Source organism: Streptomyces sp. PCS3-D2 (genome assembly GCF_000612545.2).
Taxonomy (GTDB): Bacteria; Actinomycetota; Actinomycetes; order Streptomycetales; family Streptomycetaceae; genus Streptomyces.
Genome location: NZ_CP097800.1, coordinates 2,312,674 through 2,332,300 on the forward strand (window position 1 = coordinate 2,312,674; position 19,627 = coordinate 2,332,300).

At 72.8% G+C, this 19,627-nt stretch carries 17 protein-coding genes; 5 read left to right on the forward strand and 12 right to left on the reverse strand.

Features of this window, described 5'->3' with window-relative positions; all coding sequences use genetic code 11:
* Positions 1-46 precede the first annotated feature (46 nt).
* The 6 genes from AW27_RS09385 to AW27_RS09410 form a co-directional block, all read right to left on the reverse strand.
* The gene (locus tag AW27_RS09385; RefSeq protein ID WP_052031260.1) at positions 47-3,133 is read right to left on the reverse strand and encodes a helix-turn-helix transcriptional regulator; all 3,087 of its coding nucleotides are present in this window, start codon (positions 3,131-3,133) and stop codon (positions 47-49) included.
* A gap of 59 nt (positions 3,134-3,192) precedes the next feature.
* Positions 3,193-3,375 (reverse strand): hypothetical protein, encoded by a 183-nt coding sequence (locus tag AW27_RS09390; protein ID WP_157840311.1) that lies wholly within the window; start codon positions 3,373-3,375, stop codon positions 3,193-3,195.
* Positions 3,376-3,584: 209 nt separating this feature from the next.
* A complete protein-coding gene (locus tag AW27_RS09395) occupies positions 3,585-4,190 on the reverse strand; it encodes a hypothetical protein (protein ID WP_037928155.1) in 606 nt (201 codons plus the stop codon).
* Between the two features lie 97 nt (positions 4,191-4,287).
* On the reverse strand, positions 4,288-4,842 hold the full coding sequence (locus tag AW27_RS09400; protein WP_037928153.1) for a GNAT family N-acetyltransferase: 555 nt from the start codon (positions 4,840-4,842) through the stop codon (positions 4,288-4,290).
* Positions 4,843-4,881: 39 nt separating this feature from the next.
* Entirely contained in the window at positions 4,882-7,131 is a 2,250-nt protein-coding gene (locus tag AW27_RS09405; RefSeq protein WP_037928151.1) for an MMPL family transporter, read from the reverse strand.
* 207 nt (positions 7,132-7,338) lie between these two features.
* On the reverse strand, positions 7,339-7,791 hold the full coding sequence (locus AW27_RS09410; RefSeq protein ID WP_370466468.1) for a cupin domain-containing protein: 453 nt from the start codon (positions 7,789-7,791) through the stop codon (positions 7,339-7,341).
* A gap of 61 nt (positions 7,792-7,852) precedes the next feature.
* On the opposite strand from AW27_RS09410, the gene AW27_RS09415 reads away from it, so the two are divergent.
* Both AW27_RS09415 and AW27_RS09420 read left to right on the forward strand, forming a co-directional pair.
* Positions 7,853-8,662: a GNAT family N-acetyltransferase gene (locus AW27_RS09415; protein ID WP_037928148.1), complete on the forward strand. Its 810-nt coding sequence runs from the start codon at positions 7,853-7,855 to the stop codon at positions 8,660-8,662.
* Positions 8,663-8,746: 84 nt separating this feature from the next.
* Positions 8,747-9,247 carry a DinB family protein gene (locus tag AW27_RS09420; protein WP_037928145.1) on the forward strand — a complete coding sequence of 167 codons (501 nt, stop codon included), beginning with the start codon at positions 8,747-8,749 and terminating at the stop codon, positions 9,245-9,247.
* Positions 9,248-9,313: 66 nt separating this feature from the next.
* On the opposite strand, the gene AW27_RS09425 is transcribed toward AW27_RS09420, so the two are convergent.
* The gene (locus AW27_RS09425; protein ID WP_236647828.1) at positions 9,314-9,940 is read right to left on the reverse strand and encodes a siderophore-interacting protein; all 627 of its coding nucleotides are present in this window, start codon (positions 9,938-9,940) and stop codon (positions 9,314-9,316) included.
* A 210-nt stretch (positions 9,941-10,150) separates the two neighbouring features.
* Here AW27_RS09425 and AW27_RS09430 point away from each other — a divergent pair, with 210 nt between their 5' ends.
* A complete protein-coding gene (locus tag AW27_RS09430) occupies positions 10,151-12,232 on the forward strand; it encodes a penicillin acylase family protein (RefSeq protein WP_037928692.1) in 2,082 nt (693 codons plus the stop codon).
* A complete protein-coding gene (locus AW27_RS09435) occupies positions 12,229-12,828 on the forward strand; it encodes a GNAT family N-acetyltransferase (protein WP_037928140.1) in 600 nt (199 codons plus the stop codon). Before AW27_RS09430 ends, AW27_RS09435 begins: the two co-directional genes overlap by 4 nt.
* Here AW27_RS09435 and AW27_RS09440 read toward each other — a convergent pair.
* Positions 12,806-13,642 carry an alpha/beta fold hydrolase gene (locus tag AW27_RS09440; protein ID WP_037928136.1) on the reverse strand — a complete coding sequence of 279 codons (837 nt, stop codon included), beginning with the start codon at positions 13,640-13,642 and terminating at the stop codon, positions 12,806-12,808. The genes AW27_RS09435 and AW27_RS09440 overlap by 23 nt on opposite strands.
* 168 nt (positions 13,643-13,810) lie before the next feature.
* Between AW27_RS09440 and AW27_RS09445 the strand changes: the two genes are divergently transcribed.
* Complete coding sequence (locus AW27_RS09445; RefSeq protein ID WP_037928134.1) at positions 13,811-15,712, forward strand: protein kinase domain-containing protein; 1,902 nt, start codon at positions 13,811-13,813, stop codon at positions 15,710-15,712.
* On the opposite strand, the gene AW27_RS09450 is transcribed toward AW27_RS09445, so the two are convergent.
* The 4 genes from AW27_RS09450 to gatA all read right to left on the reverse strand — a co-directional run bounded on the left by AW27_RS09450 (position 15,702) and on the right by gatA (position 19,623).
* The gene (locus AW27_RS09450) at positions 15,702-16,241 is read right to left on the reverse strand and encodes a hypothetical protein (protein ID WP_236647827.1); all 540 of its coding nucleotides are present in this window, start codon (positions 16,239-16,241) and stop codon (positions 15,702-15,704) included. The two genes, AW27_RS09445 and AW27_RS09450, sit on opposite strands and share 11 nt — an antisense overlap.
* 115 nt (positions 16,242-16,356) lie before the next feature.
* A complete protein-coding gene (gene gatB / locus AW27_RS09455) occupies positions 16,357-17,871 on the reverse strand; it encodes an Asp-tRNA(Asn)/Glu-tRNA(Gln) amidotransferase subunit GatB (RefSeq protein WP_037928132.1) in 1,515 nt (504 codons plus the stop codon).
* Between the two features lie 16 nt (positions 17,872-17,887).
* A complete protein-coding gene (locus AW27_RS09460) occupies positions 17,888-18,133 on the reverse strand; it encodes a hypothetical protein (protein WP_037928130.1) in 246 nt (81 codons plus the stop codon).
* Positions 18,130-19,623 carry an Asp-tRNA(Asn)/Glu-tRNA(Gln) amidotransferase subunit GatA gene (gene gatA / locus AW27_RS09465; RefSeq protein ID WP_037928127.1) on the reverse strand — a complete coding sequence of 498 codons (1,494 nt, stop codon included), beginning with the start codon at positions 19,621-19,623 and terminating at the stop codon, positions 18,130-18,132. Before gatA ends, AW27_RS09460 begins: the two co-directional genes overlap by 4 nt.
* Positions 19,624-19,627 lie beyond the last annotated feature (4 nt).

Sequence of the window (19,627 nt, forward strand, 5' to 3'; positions counted from 1 at the left end):
GCGGGGCGCCCGGGCGGGCCGGCACACCCCGGATCCGGCAGGGGGCTCACCCGCCGGGGCGAGGAGCCCGGAGGCGGTCGCCGACCGGCTCCTCCGCGGGCGGGCCGACCGGGCCGGGCGGCGTGAAGAGCCTCAGCCGGTGGGCAAGGGCGGCCGCCTCCCCGCGGCCGGCGACACCCAGCTTGGACAGGATGTTGGAGACGTGCACGCTCGCCGTCTTCGGCGAGATGAAGAGCTCCTCGGCGATCCGACGGTTGGTGCTGCCCGCTGCCACCAGGCGCAGCACGTCCCGCTCGCGGCTGGTCAGGCCGAGGGCCTCGGCCGGGTCCGGATGCGGTTCGGGATCCGTAGAGGGTGTGGCGTCGGTGGTCAGCGGGATCCGGGCGCGCCGGGAGAGTAGGGCGAGGTCCTCGCTCAGCCGGCGTGAGCCGATCCGGTCCGCGGTGGCGTGGGCCTCACGGAGGAGCGCGGCCGCCGGCTCCCGGTCGCCGGCGGCCAGCAGCGCCTCGGCGAGCCGGTAGCGGGCGCGGGCCAGCAGGTACGGGCGCTCCAACGGGCCGACTGACTCCTCGACGGCACGCCAGTCGGCGACGGTGTCCCGAGCCTCGGCCCGCAGCAGCTCGGCCCGCAGGTACTCGGCGTGGGCGGTCCACACCGGAGCCGGCGTGGCGAGGGTCCGGGCGGCGGTGCGCAGCACCTCCAGGGCGGCGGCGCGGCCGGCTCCGGCGGCGGGCAGCCCGCGGGCGTCCGCCTCGGCGGAGGCGGACGCAAGCAGCAGGGGCCAGGCATAGCGGTGGTGCCCGAGCGGGAAGCCGTGGTCCACGGCGGCGGACGTCTCGGCGCGGACGTCGGCGATCCGGCCCTCCCCCGCGGCGATCCCGATGGCCAGCCGGTGCAGCGGGATCCGGTGCTGGGGCTGGGTCTCGTGCGTGCCGAAGTGAGCGTGGGCGGTGGCGAGCTGGTGGGTCGCCTCGGTCAACTCGCCGCGCGCCAGGGCGAGGTAGCCGAGCCGTGCGGAGGCGGAGCCGCGCGGGGCCGCGCTCTGGCCCACCTGCAGGGTGCACCGGGCGGCTTCGGCGGCCTCGTCCCAGCGGCCGAGGCTGTAGAGACTCTCGGCCATGTTCCCGGACACCCAGGCCTCGGTGTCCAGCAGCCGCGACCTCCGGGCCAGTTCGGCCCCTTGTTCGCACAGTTCCACGGCCTCACGGGACCGCCCCAGGCCTTCCAGGTGAGAGGTGAGGTTGATATGCGCACGTCCTGCCAGCAGCGCCAGACCGAGTTCCGTGGCCCGTTCCCGGACCGCGTGCATCTCGGCGAGGCCCCCCGGGCCGTCACCGGCGTCGGTGAGGAGCGCGCCGACCGTGATCCGGGCGTTGAGCTCGGTCTCGGCCGCGCCGACCATCCGCGCGTACTCGACCGCCCGTTCGGCAGCGGCGAGGTTGCCCGGTCCCGGCTTGTGGAGCATGCCCCAGCTCGCTGCCCTGACCAGGACCTCGGCGTGCACCTGGGACGGGGGCAGCCCCCGGACGAGCTCCTGGGCCCTGGCTATCTCCTCCCAGCCGTCGCCGCGGCCGAGGGAGGCGACCAGGCGGGAGCGTTCGGTCCAGAACCACGCGGCGCGCAGCGGGTCGGGGTGCTCCTCCAGCAGGCGCAGCGCCGTCTTCGTGATCTTCAGGGCGCGTTCGCGTTCTCCTCCGTAGCGCGCCGCGACGGTCGCCTCGGCGAGCAGGTCGAGGCGACGGAGCGGGGTGGTGGCCGGGTCGCAGCCGCAGGGCGGGTACACGTCGGTGTAGTCGGCCGGGCGAAGGTCCTCGCGGACCTCCTGCGGGGCGCTGTCCCACAGGTCCAGCGCCCGTTCCAGCAGGTTCAGCTGCTCGGAGTAGGCGTGGCGGCGACGGGCCGCGACGGAGGCGGCCAGTACGGCGGGCAGCGCCTTGGCGGGGTCGTTGGCGGTGTACCAGTAGCTGGCCAGCCGGATGACCCGCTCCTCGGCCCGGATCAGGTGCGCGTCGGCCTCCACCGCCTCGGCGTAGCGGCGGTTGACCCGGGCTCGCTCGCCGGGCAGCAGGTCGTCGCTGACGGCTTCGCGGACCAGCGAGTGGCGGAAGCGGTAGCCGTCTCCGTCCGGGGTGGCGAGCAGGATGTTGGCTCCGACCGCGGCCCTCAGCGCCTCGATCAGTTCGTCCTCGGTGAGCCCGGCGACGGCGCGCAGCAGCGGGTACTCCACGGTGGAGCCGCCCTCGGCTACGGTGCGCGCCAGACGCTGGGCCTCGTCGGGGAGGATCTCGACGCGGACGAGCAGGAGGTCGCGCAGGGATTCCGTGAGTCCGGTGCGGCAGCCGCTCTCCTGGCAGGCGACGAGTTCCTCGACGAAGAAGGCGTTGCCGTCGGACCGGTCGAAGACCGTGTCCACGAAGTCCTCGTCGGGCTGGGCGGCGAGGATGCCGGCGAGCTGGCGGCGCACCTCCGCGCGGTTGAAGCGGGACAGTTCGATCTTCCGAACGGTGCGGAGCCGGTCGAGTTCGGCGAGGAGCGGGCGCAGCGGGTGGCGGCGGTGGACGTCGTCCGAGCGGTAGGTGGCGACGACGACGAGCCGCCCGCTGCCCAGGGTGCGGAAGAGGTAGGAGAGCAGGTGCCGGGTGGAGGTGTCCGCCCAGTGCAGGTCCTCCAGGACCAGGACGACGGTCCGGTCGGCGGCGAGCCGCTCCAGCATCCGGGCGGTCAGTTCGAAGAGCCGGGCGGTGCTCTCCTCGTCGTGCGGACCCCTGGGGGTGTCGCCGAGTTCGGGGAGGATCCGGGCGAGTTCGTCCTCCTGGCCCGCGGCCGCGGCGGCCATCTCCTCCGGGAGCAGCCGGTGCAGGGTGCGCAGCGCCGTCGAGAACGGGGCGAAGGGAAGTCCCTCCGCCCCTATCTCCACGCAGCCGCCGACGGCGACGACGGCGCCCCGCCGGTCCGCCTCGCAGAGGAACTCCTCGGTGAGGCGGGTCTTGCCGACCCCGGCCTCTCCCCCGACGAGCATCGCCTGCGGTTCCCGGACCGCTGCGCGCGTCAGTGCACCGGTGAGTACGGCCAGTTCGTCGGCGCGGCCGACGAACACCGGGCTGACAGATCTGGTCTCCACGTCGCCGAGCATCGCACAGAGTCCCCGGCCGGCGGCACCCGATACGGGTCTGCTCCGCATCGCTCGCCGGTTCACGCGGGCCGGGGCGCGCAGCGGGTGCCGCGGGGTCCGGACCCTGTCACCCGTTCCCGGGGTTCGTGGCCGCGCGGGGAGGCGCCGCGCGCTTTCCGGGCCTCGCGGACCACCCGGTACGCGGCGGCCTCACGGAGCAGGTCGGCGGTGCGGGCGGCTGCGGCGATCTCGTGTTCGAACATCTCGTACTCCCTGGTCGTGTTTCCCGGCACCTCGATCGGTGTGATCCGAGATTCGCGTCCCAGGGGGTACCGGCACATCGGTCGCATGCCGCATCCGCGGGGTTCCGGAGTCCTTAGTCCCGGGCGCGGTGCGCGGGACGGTCCGGGGGCGTCTAAGGCGCTGACCGGGGCCTGTGCGGCGGCCGGGGCCGCGATCCGCCGGACGGGCCCTACCCCGCCGCCTTCGGGACGGCCAGGAGGAGGTCGAAGTACATGAGGACGAAGAGCAGTACTCCGAGTGCGCCCAGGCCGATGGCGGCCCAGGAGACGGACCGCACCCAGGCGGGGAGGGTGCGCTCGGGGGTGCCGAAGGCGGGGAGGGCCAGCACGAAGGTGGCGATGATCAGGGCGAGGGCCGAGAAGACGCCGTTGACCATCGCGGTGGTGTGCCAGGGGTTGACGAACTGGGCGGCGATCTGCGCGTTCGCGTCGGCCGCCTGGCTCAACTCCAGGCGGGCGGCGATGCTCGCACGCTCGGAGACGATGCCGGCGACCCAGCTCCCGCTGAGGGCGACCACGGAAAGACCGGCGGAGACGATCGCGAAGGCAGCGGAGCCGACCTGGCTCGGCTGCTCCGCGTCGGCTTCCTCCTCGCGGAAGTCGTCGTCGAGCTCGTCGTCGAGTTCGGAGCCGGCGAGCGCCGTGGCGGGGTCGGCCGTCGCGGCAGGGCCGGCGTCGGCCTGGGCAGCGGCGGCCCGGGGGGTCCCGCTCGTGTCGGGGCCGACCGGGGTGTCGGCCTCGGCGGCGTTCGGGGCGGGGGTCTTCGTGGTGTCCATGCGGGGCACCGTAGGGGTCGCGTCTGAGAGTTGCCTGAGGATCCGGTGGCCGTGCCCGTACCGGACCCCGCGGCCGGCGGGGCCCGGGTTGCGTGCCTCAGGAGGTGCGGGCGTCCGCCCACTCGCGGGCGAGGATCGACCACACCTCGGTGTCCTGGCGGACCCCCCGGTGGAGGTAGTTCTCCCGCAGGACGCCCTCGCGGGTCATGCCGAGGCGTTCGGCGACGGCGAGGCTCTTCTTGTTGCCGGTGGCGGCGTGCCACTCGACGCGGTGCATGCCACGCTCGGCGAAGGCGTAGTCGATCAGGACCCGGCAGGCCTTGGTCACCAGGCCGCGGCCGGCCGCGGCGGGCTCCAGCCAGCAGCCGATCTCGCAGTTCCCGCCGGCGGCGTCGAAGTTGGGGAAGAGCACGCCGCCGACGAGGGTGCCGTCGAGGCGGATGCCGAAGAACCGGGCGCCGTCCTCACCGGCCTTCACGGCGTACTTGGCCAGGAAGTCCCTGGCGGAGTCGACATCCGGGGACCGGTCCGGGAAGCCGACGTACTGCCCGATGAACTCGCGTCCGCGCTCGATGTGCGCGTAGAACTCCTCCGCGTGCCGGGCCTCCAGCGGGAACAGCTGGGCGCCTTCGGCGAGGTCTATCGAGAACATGCGGCTTCTTCCTTGGGTCTCGTGCGGCGGTACGCCGGATCACCGGGAGGCTGGCGCGGGCTCGGCGTCGTCCTCGCTCGTGGCGGGGACGACGCCGGACCGCTGTGCCGGAAGTTTCGCATGCGGTCGGTGTTCTGGGGGCTCGATGCTGATCCGGGGCAGTCGCCGGTCGAGCCAGGCGGGCAGCCACCAGTTGGCGCCGCCGAGCATGTGCATCAGGGCGGGAACCAGCAGGGTGCGCAGCACGAAGGCGTCGAGGGCGACGGCCGCGGCGAGCGCGATGCCGAACATCGCGATGATCCGGTCGCCGCTGAGCACGAAGGCGAGGAAGACGGAGATCATGATGACGGCGGCCGAGTTGATGACCCGGCTGGTCTCGGCGAGGCCGACGCGTACGGCTCGCCTGTTGTCGCCGGTCTCCAGCCACTCCTCGTACATCCTGCTGACGAGAAACACCTGGTAGTCCATGGAGAGGCCGAAGAGCACGGACACCATGATCACGGGCAGGAAGGGTTCGATGGGGCCGGCGCTGCCCAGGCCCAGCCGTTCGCTGCCCCAGCCCCACTGGAAGATCGCGACGACGACGCCGAAGGAGGAGGCGACGGCGGTGACGTTCATGGCCGCCGCCTTCAGCGGGATGCCGATGGACCGGAAGGCCAACAGCAGCAGCACACAGCCGAGGGCGATCACCACGGAGACGAAGAGCGGCAGCTTGCCGATGATGACCTCGGCGAAGTCGTCGTAGGCGGCCGTCACGCCGCCGACGTGGACTTCCATGGAGTTGCCCTGGCCGGCGCGTGGGACGACGTCCTGGCGGAGGGTGTCGACGAGGTCGCTCGTGGCCCTGGACTGCGGGGCGGAATCCGGTACGACGGTCAGGACGGCCGTGTCGCCGCTGCGGTTGAAGACGGCGGGACCGGTGGAGGCGACGCCCGGCGTCGTGCGGAGCGCCTGCGCCAGCTGGTCCACGGCGAGCCGGTCTCCGGCGCCGTCCAGGCGGGCGACGACTGTGAGCGGGCCGTTGGCACCGGGCCCGAAGCCCTCCGCGAGCAGGTCGTAGGCCTGCCGGGTGGTGGAGCCGGCGGGGTTGTTGCCCTGGTCGGAGGTGCCCAGGTGCAGGGAGAGGGTGGGCAGGGCCAGTACCACCATGACGGTGGTGGCGACGGCACCGAGCAGCTTGGGGCGGCGCTCGACAAAGGCGGACCAGCGGGCGGCGAAGCCGGAGGTCCGGTCGGGCTGCGGGCCCTCGGCGGCGAGCCTGCGGCGTTCACGGCCGGAGAGGGCGCGCATCCCGATGAAGGACAGGAGTGCCGGCAGCAGGGTGACCGAGGCGGCGACGGTCAGGACGACAGTCACGCACGCGGCTATCGCGACGCCGTTGAGGAAGTTCAGCCGCAGTACCAGCATGCCGAGCAGTGCGATGCAGACGGTGGCACCGGCGAAGACGACGGCCCGGCCGGTGGTGGCGACGGCGCCGACCGCAGCCTCTTCCACCGGAAGGCCCCGCGCGAGGCCCTTGCGGTGCCGGGTGACGATGAACAGCGCGTAGTCGATGCCGACGCCGAGACCGATGAGGGTGCCGAGCATCGGGGCGAAGTCGGCGACCGGCATCGCGTGCCCGAGCAGGGTGATGCCGAAGTAGGCGGTGCCGACGCTGACGAGGGCGGTCGCGATGGGCAGCAGGCTCGTGGCGAGCGAGCCGAAGGCGAGGTAGAGGACGAGGGCCGCGACGGCCACGCCTATGACCTCGGCGAGGTGCGCGGTCGGCGCCTCGGTGAGCTGGATGGCGCGGCCGCCCAGCTCGACCTGGAGTCCGTCTGCCTCGGTGGTGGGGTTCTTCGCGGTGTCGACGACCGCCCGGGCCTGTTCGCCGGGTACGGAGTCGGCCGGCTGGTCGAAGGTCACCACGGCGTAGGCCGTGCGACCGTCGGGGCTGATGCGCGCGGCACTCTCGGGGCCGGGTCCGTAGGGTCCGGCGACCGACCCGACACCTGGCAGTGCGGCGACGGCGTCCAGTGCCCGGGTCATGCGCTGCTCGATGTCCGGGGTGCGTGCGCTCTGATGCTCCGGGGCCCGCCACACGATGGTGTCGGTATCGCCGCCCTGTCCGTGGAAGCCTTCCCGCAGGAGGTCGTTCGCCTTCCCGGACTCGGTGCCGGGAACCTCGTAGTTGTTGGAGAACGCCGCTCCGGCGGTCACTGCGGCCGCCGCCGTCCCGCCGAGGGCGAGCAGCCAGATCAGGACGGCGAGGAGGCGGTGGCGCATGCACCACCGCGCGAAGACTGCCAACGGACGTGCTCCCTGGTGGGTTCGGATCTTTACCGGGAGACAGCCCGTCGCAAAGAACGCGTGAACTCGTGAAGGCCCGGCCGAAGGCCCGGAGGGTCGCCCCGCGGTTCGGCCCAGATGGTCTGCAACCCCCACGATCTCAACGTTTCGTGATCGTTGGTCGTTTTCGTGTGCATCATCACAGCAGGGCCGGGGGTGCGCGGGAACTCAGATCCCGGCGGGGGCCCGGCCGTGGGCCTCCGGGGACGGAGCGTCGGCCCGGTCCCCGGGCTCGTCCACCCGGTAGCCGGGAATCGAGGGCCAGCGGACGGTGAGGACGACCGCGTCCTCCTCCGCGTACCAGGAGTGGTCGACGCCGCGGCCCCAAAGCACGTAGTCCCCTTGTTCATCCAGGACGACGGTCCGGCCCGGGAACTCCAGCCGGAAGCGTCCGCTGATCAGGACCAGCAGAGCGGTGCGCTTCTCGGCGGTCGCCCAGCGCTCCCGCCGTTCGCCCCGGGGGTGCACCCCCCATTTGATCTCCACGTCCTCGCTGTGACGGGGATCGGCCGGGTCCTTGAAGTGGCCGAGGAGCCAGCCGCGGTCGGCGGCGGCGTCGGGGGCGGCCTTGCCGGTGTAGATGGTGAGGTCGTCGTTCACGCTGGTGAGGCTGTCGTTCACGCTGGTGAGGCTAATGCAGTTGCTCGGGCCGGCCGGACGGTGGTGGGCTGGGCGGATGAGGATGGATCTTGATGAGCTGCTGAGGGTACGTGCCCGCTACGACGCCGAGGTGCGTCTCGGTGCCGGACCGGACGGCGGGGACGCCCTCGTGGAGCGGGTGGGCCGGGTCGTCCGGCAGAGCGTGCCCGGCCTCGGGTGGAACGGCGTCCTCTGGTCGGACCTCGACGAGGAGACCGCGGATGCGCAGATCGCGGCACAGGTGGCGTTCTTCGCCGAGCGCGGCTGCCCCGATTTCGAGTGGAAGCTGTATACGCACGACGGGCCGGCGGACCTCGGGGACCGGCTGCGGGCAGCGGGCTTCGTACCGGAGCCGCCGGAGACTCTGATGGTGGGCCGCGTGGCCGAGCTCGCGCGCCTGCCGGTGGAACCGCCGGAGGGGATCACCCTGCGGGTGGTGACGGACGAGGCCGGCGTCGACCTGATGATGGAGGTCCACGCCGGGGCCTTCGGTACCGAGCGGCCCCGGATCCGCGAGGCGCTGCTCGGTCGCCTGCGCGACGAGCCGGAGACCGTCGCGGCGGTGGTCGCGATGGCGGGCGACACCCCGGTGAGCGCGGCCCGGATGGAGATGCGGCCGGGAACGGCCTTCGCCGGCCTGTGGGGCGGCGGCACGATCCCGCGGTGGCGCGGCCGGGGCGTCTACCGCCTGCTGGTCGCCCACCGTGCCCGCGTGGCGGCGGAGCTCGGCATCCCCTACCTCCAGGTGGACGCCTCGGACGACAGCCGCCCGATCCTGGAACGGTTGGGCTTCGGGGTCATGGGCGTGACCGTGCCGTACATCTGGACGCGTCCCGGCCGGGACGCGTCCTGAGGCCGCTCCGGCCGGCCGGAGGAGGATGAAGATGAGGAGCATGTGGCTTCCGCAACACAGGGGCCGACGGGCAGGATCGCGGGCATGGAACGCATCAGCCCGCCCCTGACCGGGGACGAACGCGAGACCCTCCGCGCCTTCCTCGACTACCACCGGGCCACCCTCGCCCGGAAGTGCGAGGGCCTCACCGACGAGCAGTTGCGCCGTGCCTCGATGCCCCCGTCCGCCCTGTCCCTGCTGGGCCTGGTACGGCACATGGCCGAGGTGGAACGGCACTGGTTCCGCCGTGTCGTCGGCGGCGAGGAGCTCCCGCACCTGTGGTCGGACCGCCATGACTTCCAGGCCGCCTACGACGCCTCCGGCGCCGGCCGGGCCGAGGCGTTCACCGCCTGGCAGGAGGAGGTCGGGCACGCGCGCCGGATCGAGGCGGCCGCCGAGTCCCTGGAGGTGACGGTGTACGTGCCGCGCTGGGAGGAGGAGGCGTCGCTGCGCCTCGTCATGCTCCACCTCGTCCACGAGTACGCCCGCCACAACGGCCACGCCGACCTCCTGCGCGAGGCGATCGACGGCGTGACCGGGGTCTGACGGCCGTCGGGCCCGGGCCCGACCACTGGCCTCGGACCACAGACCTCGAACCACAGACCTCGGACGTCACGCCTCGGACGTCAGGCCGCGCGCCAGCCATACGTACGCCGTTCCCGGGTCCCCGAGCAGTTCCGGAAGCTCGGCCCGGACCCGGTCGGCCAACGCCGTGCCCTCGCGCGGCACCCGGCGGATGTCGTGCCGCTCCCCGTCCAGGCGTACCGGCAGCTCCGCGTCGGAGGCGTGCCGGGTCTCGAACCAGATGGTCGCGGGCAGGCCGGGGAAGGAGTCCAGCAGCGAGTTGACCGCCGGCAGGGAGGCGGGGTCGCCGATGACCAGCAGGCGTTCCGGGGGCGGGGCCGGGGCGGTGAACCCGGTGCCCTGGACGGTGGCCTCGATGGTGTCGCCCGGTCGGGCGCGCCGCGCCCAGGCGCTGGCGACGCCGTCGTGGAGCGCGAACTCGAAGCAGAGAGTGCCGGTCCCGGGATCCGGGTCGACCAGCGTGTACGCGCGCTGGTGCGGCTTGCCCGCGTTCCGGAACCGGGCTCGCACCCACATCGTCGGGTGCAGCGACGGACCGACCGCGGCCAGCAGCCCGCCGTCGGTGAAGGACACCCGGCGGTAGTGCTCCGTGACGTCTTCGGCCCCGGTCACCGTGAAGGTGAAGTCCTTGCCCCTCAGCAGCCTGAGGACCACGCCCTCCCACCCTTTGCCGACCGCCCTGTTCGCCCCTCCCCACCCGACCCCTATGCTTAGGGAAGGCTAACCTAAATACACGTCGGGGAGAGTGTGAGCAGCGTGAGCAGCGTGAGCAGTGAGAGCGGCCCGGAGCCGTACGCGGGCGTCCGGAGCGGGCCCGGCGGGCGGACCCCGGAATCCTATGACGTCTTCCGCGACCCCTGGGGCATCCCCCACCTGCGCGCGCCGGACGAGCTCGGGCTGGCCTACGCCCAGGGCCGTGTCACCGCCTTCGACCGCGCCTGGCAGCTGGAGGTCGAACGGCACCGCGCCGAGGGCTCCAGCGCCTCCTTCCTGGGCCGGGAGTCCGTCGCATGGGACCGCTTCGCCCGCCAGAGCCGCCTGGCCGACACCGCCCGCCTCTGCCACGAGGCCCTGGTGGCCGACGATCCGGCGACCGCCGCCTGGCTGCGCGCGTACGTGGACGGCGCCAACGAGGGCCTGGCCGCCGGCGCCGCCCGCGACGAGCGCTTCGCCCGGACCGGCCTCGCCCCCTCGTCGTGGGAGCCATGGGTGCCACTGGCGATCTGGATCGCCACGCACATCCTGTTCGCCGGCTTCCCCACCAAGCTGTGGCGCGAGCGCGTGGCCCGCGCCCTCGGCGACGAGACGCTCACCCTCTTCGCCACCGACGGTCCCCGCATCGCCGGCAGCAACGGCTGGATGGTGCCGGGCGACCGCACCGCCACCGGGGCGGCGATCATCGCGGGCGACCCGCACCGCTTCATCGAGGACCCGGGCGTCTACCAGCAGATCCGCCTGTCCTGCCCGGACTACGACGTCCTCGGCCTCGCCGTCCCCGGTATCCCCGGCCTCGCGCACTTCGGGCACACCGGCTCCGCCGCCTGGGCCATCACCAACGCCATGTCCGACTACCAGGACCTGTACGTCGAGCGGCTGCGCCGCGACGAGGAGGGCGCCGTCGAGGCGCTCGGCCCGGACGGGGCCTGGGAGCCGGTCGCGCGCCACACGGAGACCATCACCGTGGCGGGCGGCGCCGACGTCGAGGTGGAGGTCCTGGAGACCGCCCGCGGGCCGGTGATCGTGCACGCGGACGGCGACCTCGGCGCCGACCCCGCAGCAGGCGCCGCCGACCCCGGACGCGCCGACGGCAGCACGCAGACCCTCTCCCTGCGCTACCCGCCCCGCGTCCGCCGCGACCTCGGCTTCGCCGCCCTGCCCGCCCTGCTGCGCGCCCGTACCGTCGCCGACATCGACCGCGCCCTCGACGGCTGGGCCGAGCCGGTCAACGTCGTCCACGCCGCCGACACCGAAGGTGGCCTGCTGCACCGCGTCGCGGGTGCCGTGCCGCTGCGCCACCCCGCGAACCGGCTGCGCCCCGTGCCCGCGTGGGAGCCGGAGCACGCCTGGCGGGGCTGGGCACCGACCCCAGCCGAGCCCGTGCAGGGCTTCGCCGTCATGGCGAACGCGCGCGGCATCGCCTCTCCGCTCGGCGTGGAGTTCGCACCACCGCACCGCGCGGACCGCATCCGCGAGCTGCTCAGCGGCTCCGCGGACTGGTCCCCGACGGCGATGGCCGACGTGCACCGTGACACCCATCTGGCCTCGGCCGAGCCGCTGCTCGCCCTGCTGCCCGCCTTCGAGGGGCTGTCACCGGCCGCGCGGGAACTGCGCACGCGATTGCTCTCCTGGGACCGGCGCATGGAGGCCGGGAGCACCGACGCCGCCGTCTTCTCGGCCTTCCGGACCGCGACCGTACGGCGCCTCGCCGCCGACCCGGTCTTCGCGGACCTGGCGGGCGCGCCCGCCGGACCGGCCGTGTTCCACCCGTGGCTGCACCTGGTTCCCAAGATCGGTTACGCGCTCGAAGGCCTGCTGAACAGCGCGCTGCTGCCGGAGCTGGACCGTGCCGCGCACGTCCGCGCGGCCCTGGAGGAGACGGCTGCGGCGGGCTCCCTCGACGTCCCGTGGTCGCAGGTCCACCGCCTGGCCCCCTGGCAGGCGGTCCCCGACCCGGCCGGCCCGGAGTGGCCCGGCCTCGGCGGCGATCACGACTGCGTGAACGCCACTTCCTCCGTGCCCGGCTTCACCGACCTCACCGCCCGCGCTTCGGCCGCCCGTTACGTCTGGGACCTGGCCCGCCGCGAGGACAGCCTCTGGGTCGTCCCGCTGGGCGCCGACGGCGTCGGCGGGACCCCCCATCACCACGACCAGCTCCCCCTGTGGGCACGCTGCGAACTCGTCCCGGTCGTCACCGACTGGACCCGGCTCACCAAGGAATCGATATGACCACCGCCGCCTCCGCGCGACAGCCCGTTCACACGCACCTCGTCGAGGGCTTCGGCACCGTCACCTTCACCCCGGTCGATCCGACCGCCGACGCCGGTCTGATCCACGCCTGGGTCACACCGGAGCGGGCCCGCTTCTGGGGCATGGGCGGGGCCAGTCGCGAACTGGTCCAGGAGATCTACGAGGACGTCGACCGCCGCACCACGCACCACGCGTTCATCATGGCCCGCGAGGGCGTGCCGGTCGCGCTGCTCCAGACGTACGACTGCGCCGAGGACCGGATCAGCGAGTGCTACGACGTCGAGCCCGGGGACGTCGGCGTGCACCTGCTGATCGGCCCGAGCGAGGGCGGCCCGCAGCCCGGCTTCAGCGGGAACCTGATGGAGGCCCTCATCGCCTTCGTGTTCGCCGATCCGGCCAGCCGCCGCATGGTCGCCGAGCCGGACTCCCGCAACACCAAGGCGATCACGCGGCTGGAGCGCACCGGGTTCGTGCTCGGCCCGGAGGTCGTCCTCCCGGAGATCGACCTGCCCGAGGTCCACCTTCCCGCCAAGCCGGCCCGCCTCGCCTTCCTCAACCCGCCGCGGGCTCGCTGAGGAAGGCGGTGACCAGCGCCGCCCATTCGGCCGGGCGCTCGGCGAACGGGAGGTGCCCGGTGGGCAGTTCCGCGAGCCGGGCACCCGGCAGGATGTGCGCGAGTTCTCGCTGGAGGCCGGCCGGGACGAGGAGGTCCTGCGTGGTCACGACCACGAGGGCCGGGACGTCGAGCGCCGCGATCTCGGCCCGCAGGTCCGCCCCCCGGATCAAGGCGGCGTGGTCGGCCTGGCCCGGCGGCAGCGTCCGGGCGGTGTCCCGCACCAGCTGCCGCACCTCCTGCGCGGAGAGGCCCTCCAGAACCGCAGGATTCAGCACGAGCGGGACCAGCAGCGAGGCCGCCAGGTCGGGCTCACCGCGGTCGGCGAGGGCCTTCCAGAGATCACCGGCCAGTTCGAGGCGGTTGTCGGCGCGCGCGAAGGTGGCCGTCAGCACCAGCGCGGTGACCCGGTCGGGATACCGCGTGGCGACCCGGACGGCGACGTTCCCGCCGAGCGAGTAGCCGAGTACGGCGAACCGCTGCAGCCCCTCGGCGTCGGCGGCGGCCACCAGCTGGTCGGCCAGCTCGTCGAGGAGGAGCGGCGCCTCGGCCCGCGGGGTGGCGCCGGCACCCGGGTAGTCGACGCCGACGACGCTGAATCGGGCGGCCAGCTCGTCCAGGACCGCGCCGAAGTTGGCTTCGACGGAGCCGCCCGCGCCGTGGGCGAGGAGCAGGCCGGGGCCACCGCTCTCGGTGCGGACGGTGCGCGCGTACGCCGCGGCGCCGGCTCCGGAGCGGACGGCGTCGGTGTTGACGGCGTCGGTGTTGACGGACATGGAGATACCCCCGATTTCCCTAACGATCGATACAGAAAAGACCGTACCCGATTTACCTAGCGACCGCTACAGAAACCCGGGCGGGTACGGATCCACCGTTTCGATTGCCGTACCGATTCCGGCCACGCCAGACTGGCCCCCACTCAACACAGGGCAGCTGGGGGGAAATTGACCAGCCAGAATCTGCACATCGGGCCGGACGCGGCAGCGGACCGCTACCGCCTGCTCAGGTCGATCGGGCGCGGCGGGGAGGCCGTGCTCTACCTCGCGGAGATCGAACTCGCCGGCGGGTCGGAGCCCGTGGTCGTCAAGGTGCTCGACTCCAGGACGACCATCACTCCCGAGGTCTTCGACCGCATCAGCCAGAAGTGGAACGAGCAGGCCGAACTGCTGAGATTCGTCCACCGGCCCGGTGTCGTGGGAGTACGGGAGCACTTCGAAGGACCGCCGATCCACCGGCCCGGGGAGTCGTCCACCCTGACCGGGCGGGCGCTCGTCCTCGTCATGAACCACATCGACGGGCTCGACCTGCGGGACTGGCGCGCCGAACGGACGCTCGCCACCGCCGCAGAGCGGCGCGACGTCATGCGAACCCTGGAACAGCTGGCCGAGGTACTGGACTGGCTGCACTCGGGCAGGGCCACGCCCTCCGGGCGGCAGGTCGTCCACGGCGACCTCTCCCCCGGCAACGTGATGGTCGACGCCCACGGGCAGGCCACCCTGGTGGACTTCGGGCTCAGCAAGCTGACCGCCGACCACCAGACGGCGGAGGTCTGGTTCACCCCGGGCTACGCGGCACCCGAGGTGTTCGAGGGCAAGCGGACCCCGGGCACCGACCGGTACGCCTTCGGGGCGATCGCGTACTTCCTGCTCAGCGGAGAGTCGCCGCCCGCCTCTCCGCAGCAGCTGGCCCATGCGATGGCCGAACTGCCGCAGATCGCACTGCTGGACGCCGAACAACGGGCCCGGATCACGGCCCTGTACGCGGAGGAGCCCTCCCGGCGGCCCGTGAACCTGGCCGGGTGGATGAAGGACGTTCGGCGCGCCGTGGTGTCCACCACGACGACGTCCACGGCATCGCGGCGGGCGACCCTCCAGGACTCCCCGCCCCAGCCCGCCGCGCCTCCCCTGCCCACGGCGGCCCCGGCGGTTGCCGCGGCGCCTCCACCGCCCGCCTACCGTCCGACCGCACCCGACCCGGCCGCGCCCGACCCGAGCGCTGCGGAGCCGCCCACGGCGCCGCTGACCGCTCCCGAGCCGGCTCAGCAGGCCACGGAGCCCGCACCCGTACCGGCGCCCGCACCGGCACCGGCGGCCTCGGTGCCGACGGGGTACGGACCCGCGTACGACCTCTCCCCGGCCCCGCCCGCGCAGGCGCAGGCCGCCGCGCCGCAGAAGAAGAGGAAGCGGCGGGCCGGTCTGGTCCTGGGCTCGGCGCTCGCCGTGGTCGTACTCGCCGCGGGCGCGGTCGTCGGTGTGAAGCTCCTGGGCGACAAGGGCCAGGAGGACAACACGGCAAGCGGGAAGCCCGGCGGGGCGAGCGCGCCGCAGTCGCCGGAGCCCGCCCCCTCCGCGGCCTCGCCGACCCCGTCCGCGGATTCCACGACGGACGGTTCGGCCGCCGGGGCCCCGCCCACCCCGGAGGGCTCCGCCGGCCCGCACGCTCCGGGAGAGGTCAAGGACAGCAACATCGCCGACCTGACCGTGCTGTCCTCCGTGGGCGGCGCCGACAACTTCGAGGTCGGCTCCGCGAAGCTGAACACCACGGAGTACGGAGCGGCGCTGCTCGGCAGCTGCTACTACGGCGCGGCGATCGAGTACGACGTCAACAGGGCCTGGTCCACCCTGGAATTCACCGCCGGCATCGACGACGGCTCGACGGTCGAGCAGGCACGGCTGACCATCTCGGTGGACGACAAGCCTGCGGTGTTCTCCGAGCTGGTCCACCTGGGCAAGCCGGTCACCAAGTCGCTGGACATCAAGGGCGCCCTGCGGCTGCGCATCAAGGTGGAGGAGGGCTGCAAGGGCCGCGGCAACGCCGTTCTGGCAGCGCCCCTCCTCAAGCGCTGACGGAGCCGGTCCCGTCCGACACCCCGAGGTCGGCCCGCATGGCCGCACGCATCTCCCGGAGCAGGCCCCAGATCTCCTGCTGGGCGGCGGAGACCGCGGCCATCGTCTCGCCCTCCTCGGGGGCGCCCCGTTCCAGGCGCTTGACCTGGCCGTAGACCCTGCTCAGGGCGTGGTTGACGGCGCTCGCGGGTCCGAGCACGGCGTCCGGGGCGATCATCTGCGCCTCGGAGTAGCGGTCGCGCTGGGCGTTCTTGGCCTCGTCGAGCACCTCCCGGTCCGCGTCCTCGACCGGGCGCTCCCGCAGGACGTGCAGATGCCGGTTGAGCGCGGTGGTGAACTGCCGGGCGTCCCGGTTGAGGTCCGCGTAGCAGCTCCGCCGCAGCGTCAGACGGTCGCGGATCTCCTGATGGCCGCGCAGGATCTCTATCTCCCGGCGTTTCGCCCGCTCCGCCCCGCGCTGGGTGAGCAGCGCCGCGCCCAGGGTGCCCACCACACCGACGACCGCGATGACCATCGCACCGATCTCCACGCGCAACTCCCCCGTTCCTCCGCCGGACGTGGTCGTCCAGTGTGCGGGAGACGACCGGGGCCCCGCACCTTCGGTGCGGGGCCCCGGGGCGTTCGGGCCGTCGGGCCCGAAGGGCTCAGCCCCCGGCGACGCCCAGGCGCTCCAGGATGAGCTCCTTGACGCGCGCCGCGTCGGCCTGGCCGCGGGTGGTCTTCATGACCGCGCCGACCAGGGCGCCGACCGCGGCGATCTTGCCCCCGCGGATCTTGTCGGCGATGGCCGCGTTGCCCGCGATCGCCTCGTCGACGGCCGCGCCGAGCGCGCCCTCGTCCGAGACGACCTTCAGGCCGCGCTTCTCGACGACCTCGTCCGGGGTGCCCTCGCCGGCGAGGACCCCCTCGATGACCTGACGGGCCAGCTTGTCGTTCAGGTCTCCGGCCGCGACCAGGGCCGCGACCCGGGCCACCTGCGCCGGGGTGATCGGCAGCTCGTCGACGACGACGCCCTGCTCGTTGGCGTTGCGGGCCAACTCGCCCATCCACCACTTGCGGGCGGCGGACGAGTCGGCGCCCTCCTCGATGGTGGCGACGATGGAGTCCACCGCGCCCGCGTTGAGGATCGACTGCATGTCGTGCTCGCTGACGCCCCACTCCTCGCGGAGGCGATTGCGGCGCACGCGCGGCATCTCGGGCAGGCCGGCGCGCAGCTCTTCCACCCACGCGCGGGCGGGCGCCACGGGCACCAGGTCGGGCTCCGGGAAGTACCGGTAGTCCTCGGCGTTGTCCTTGATGCGGCCGGCCGTGGTGGAGCCGTCCTCCTCATGGAAGTGCCGGGTCTCCTGGACGATCGAGCCGCCGGAGGACAGCACGGCCGCGTGCCGCTGGATCTCGAAGCGCGCGGCGCGCTCGACGGAGCGCAGGGAGTTGACGTTCTTGGTCTCCGAGCGGGTGCCGAATTCCCGGGTCCCGTTGGGGCGCAGCGACAGGTTCACGTCGCAGCGCATCTGGCCCTTGTCCATGCGGGCCTCGGAGACGCCGAGCGCCTTGATGACCTCGCGCAGCTCGGCGACGTACGCCTTGGCAACCTCGGGGGCCCGCTCGCCCGCGCCCTCGATGGGCTTGGTGACGATCTCGATGAGCGGGATGCCGGCGCGGTTGTAGTCCAGCAGGGAGTGGGACGCGCCGTGGATGCGGCCGGTGGCACCGCCGACGTGCAGCGACTTGCCGGTGTCCTCCTCCATGTGGGCGCGCTCGATCTCCACGCGGAAGATCTCGCCGTCCTCCAGCTGGACGTCCAAGTAGCCGTTGAAGGCGATGGGCTCGTCGTACTGGGAGGTCTGGAAGTTCTTCGGCATGTCCGGATAGAAGTAGTTCTTCCGGGCGAAGCGGCACCACTCGGCGATCTCGCAGTTCAGCGCGAGGCCGATCTTGACTGCGGACTCGACGCCGATCGCGTTGACGACCGGGAGCGAGCCGGGCAGGCCGAGGCAGGTGGGGCAGGTCTGCGAGTTGGGCTCGCCGCCGAGCTCGGTCGAGCAGCCGCAGAACATCTTGGTCCTGGTGCCGAGCTCGACATGGACCTCAAGGCCCATGACGGGGTCGTACGACGCCAGGGCGTCCTCGTACGACAGCAGTTCGGTGAAGGTGGTCACGGTGAAACTTTCCCTCTCAGCCCAGCAGGACGTCGTCGTCGCCCAGGCGCTTGAGCTCCCGGTACAGGATCGCGAGGCCGGTGACGATGGCGGCGGCGGACACGGCGGCGTCGACCAGCTTCAGCATGTCGTTCTCGCTGCGGGCCTTCTTGACCTGCTTGATCACGCTGACGGCGCCGAAGGCCGTGGTGCCGATCGACAGGTAGGTGCCGGTCTTGGACTTCTTGAAGCCCTTGGCCTTGGACAGTGCACTGGTGCTCACAGCGACGGTGCCTCCTCGAGCAGCGGGTGACCCCAGCGTGCGACGAAGGCGGCCTCGACGGCGGCACCGACCCTGTAGAGCCGGTCGTCCTTCATCGCCGGGGCGATGATCTGGAGCCCGACCGGGAGACCGTCCTCCGGTGCCAGGCCGCAGGGCAGCGACATGGCGGAGTTGCCGGCCAGGTTGGTCGGGATGGTGCACAGGTCCGCGAGGTACATGGCGAGGGGGTCGTCGGTGCGCTCGCCGATCGGGAAGGCGGTGGTCGGGGTGGTCGGGGAGACGATCACGTCGACCTGCTCGAAGGACTTCTCGAAGTCCTTCGAGATCAGCGTGCGGACCTTCTGGGCGGAGCCGTAGTACGCGTCGTAGTAGCCGGAGCTGAGCGCGTACGTGCCGAGGATGATGCGGCGCTTGACCTCGTCGCCGAAGCCGGCCTCGCGGGTCAGGGCGGTGACGTCCTCGGCGGACTTGGTGCCGTCGTCCCCGACGCGCAGGCCGTAGCGCATGGCGTCGAAGCGGGCCAGGTTCGAGGAGCACTCGGACGGCGCGATCAGGTAGTACGCGGCCATCGCGAGGTCGAAGGACGGGCAGTCCAGCTCGACGATCTCGGCGCCGAGCTCCTTGAGGAGCTCCACCGACTCGTTGAAGCGCTGGACGACACCGGCCTGGTAGCCCTCTCCGGCGAACTGCTTGACCACACCGACGCGCAGGCCGGCGACGGAGCCGTTGCGGGCGGCCTCGACGACCGGCGGGACCGGGGCGTCGATGGAGGTGGAGTCGAGCGGGTCGTGGCCGGCGATCACCTCGTGCAGCAGGGCCGCGTCCAGGACCGTACGGGCGCAGGGCCCGCCCTGGTCGAGGGAGGAGGAGAAGGCGACCATGCCGTAGCGGGAGACACCGCCGTAGGTGGGCTTCACACCGACCGTGCCGGTGACGGCTGCGGGCTGGCGGATGGATCCGCCGGTGTCGGTGCCGATGGCGAGCGGGGCCTGGAAGGCGGCGAGGGCCGCGGCGGAGCCACCGCCGGAGCCGCCGGGGATGCGGGTGAGGTCCCACGGGTTGCCGGTGGGGCCGTAGGCGCTGTTCTCGGTGGAGGACCCCATGGCGAACTCGTCCATGTTGGTCTTGCCGAGGATGACGACGTCGGCTTCCTTGAGCTTGCGCGTCAGGGTGGCGTCGTAGGGCGGGATCCAGCCTTCGAGGATCTTCGAACCGACGGTGGTGGGGACCCCGACGGTGGTGAAGATGTCCTTGAGGGCGAGCGGTACACCGGCCAGCGGGCCGAGCTTCTCGCCCGCCTCGCGCTTGGCGTCGACGGCGCGGGCCTGGGCCAGCGCGCCCTCGCGGTCCACGTACAGGAAGGCGTTGACCTTCTCGTCGGTGGCCTCGATGCGGGCCAGGTGGGCCTCGGTGACCTCGACGGCGGTGAGCTCGCCGGAGGCGATCTTCTCGGCGGTCTCGGCGGCCGTGAGCTTGATGATGTCGACCATGGCT

Coding starts and splice junctions, on each gene's coding strand:
- gatA (WP_037928127.1), bottom strand. CDS start 19,623: ATGGTCGACATCATCAAGCTCACGGCCGCCGAGACCGCCGAGAAGATC.
- AW27_RS09420 (WP_037928145.1), top strand. CDS start 8,747: ATGGAACGCATCAGCCCGCCCCTGACCGGGGACGAACGCGAGACCCTC.
- AW27_RS09395 (WP_037928155.1), bottom strand. CDS start 4,190: ATGGACACCACGAAGACCCCCGCCCCGAACGCCGCCGAGGCCGACACC.
- AW27_RS09440 (WP_037928136.1), bottom strand. CDS start 13,642: ATGTCCGTCAACACCGACGCCGTCAACACCGACGCCGTCCGCTCCGGA.
- AW27_RS09415 (WP_037928148.1), top strand. CDS start 7,853: ATGGATCTTGATGAGCTGCTGAGGGTACGTGCCCGCTACGACGCCGAG.
- AW27_RS09435 (WP_037928140.1), top strand. CDS start 12,229: ATGACCACCGCCGCCTCCGCGCGACAGCCCGTTCACACGCACCTCGTC.
- AW27_RS09385 (WP_052031260.1), bottom strand. CDS start 3,133: ATGCTCGGCGACGTGGAGACCAGATCTGTCAGCCCGGTGTTCGTCGGC.
- AW27_RS09400 (WP_037928153.1), bottom strand. CDS start 4,842: ATGTTCTCGATAGACCTCGCCGAAGGCGCCCAGCTGTTCCCGCTGGAG.
- AW27_RS09390 (WP_157840311.1), bottom strand. CDS start 3,375: ATGTTCGAACACGAGATCGCCGCAGCCGCCCGCACCGCCGACCTGCTC.